General features: G+C 58.5%; 1 pseudogene. It reads left to right on the top strand.

Annotation, left to right across the window (positions count from 1 at the left end):
• Window positions 1–103: 103 nt before the first annotated feature.
• Window positions 104–217, top strand: a pseudogene (locus H6B10_RS18590) (aldo/keto reductase); the annotation flags it as partial.

Here is a 217-nt window from a genome sequence, read left to right as displayed (position 1 = left end):
CATAGGCGTTCAGCAGTTCCAAAAAAGCCGCTGTATCGCCGTGAAAAGAAAAACCGATGCGACCGATGGCCCCTGCCGACTTTTTCTCCTCAATCCATTCCCGCACACCCAGGCAGGGCGTAAGGGACTGGAAGCAGCGGCTGCCAAGGGGATTCCGGTGATCATTATGGAACCCCTGCGGGGCGGGCGGCTGATCACCGGATTGTCTGCCGAAGCA

Source organism: Gemmiger formicilis, from assembly GCF_016901605.1.
Classification (GTDB): domain Bacteria; phylum Bacillota; class Clostridia; order Oscillospirales; family Ruminococcaceae; genus Gemmiger; species Gemmiger formicilis_B.
The sequence above is the reverse complement of the archived record's forward strand: the minus strand, read 5'-3'. Positions and strand labels throughout refer to the sequence as shown.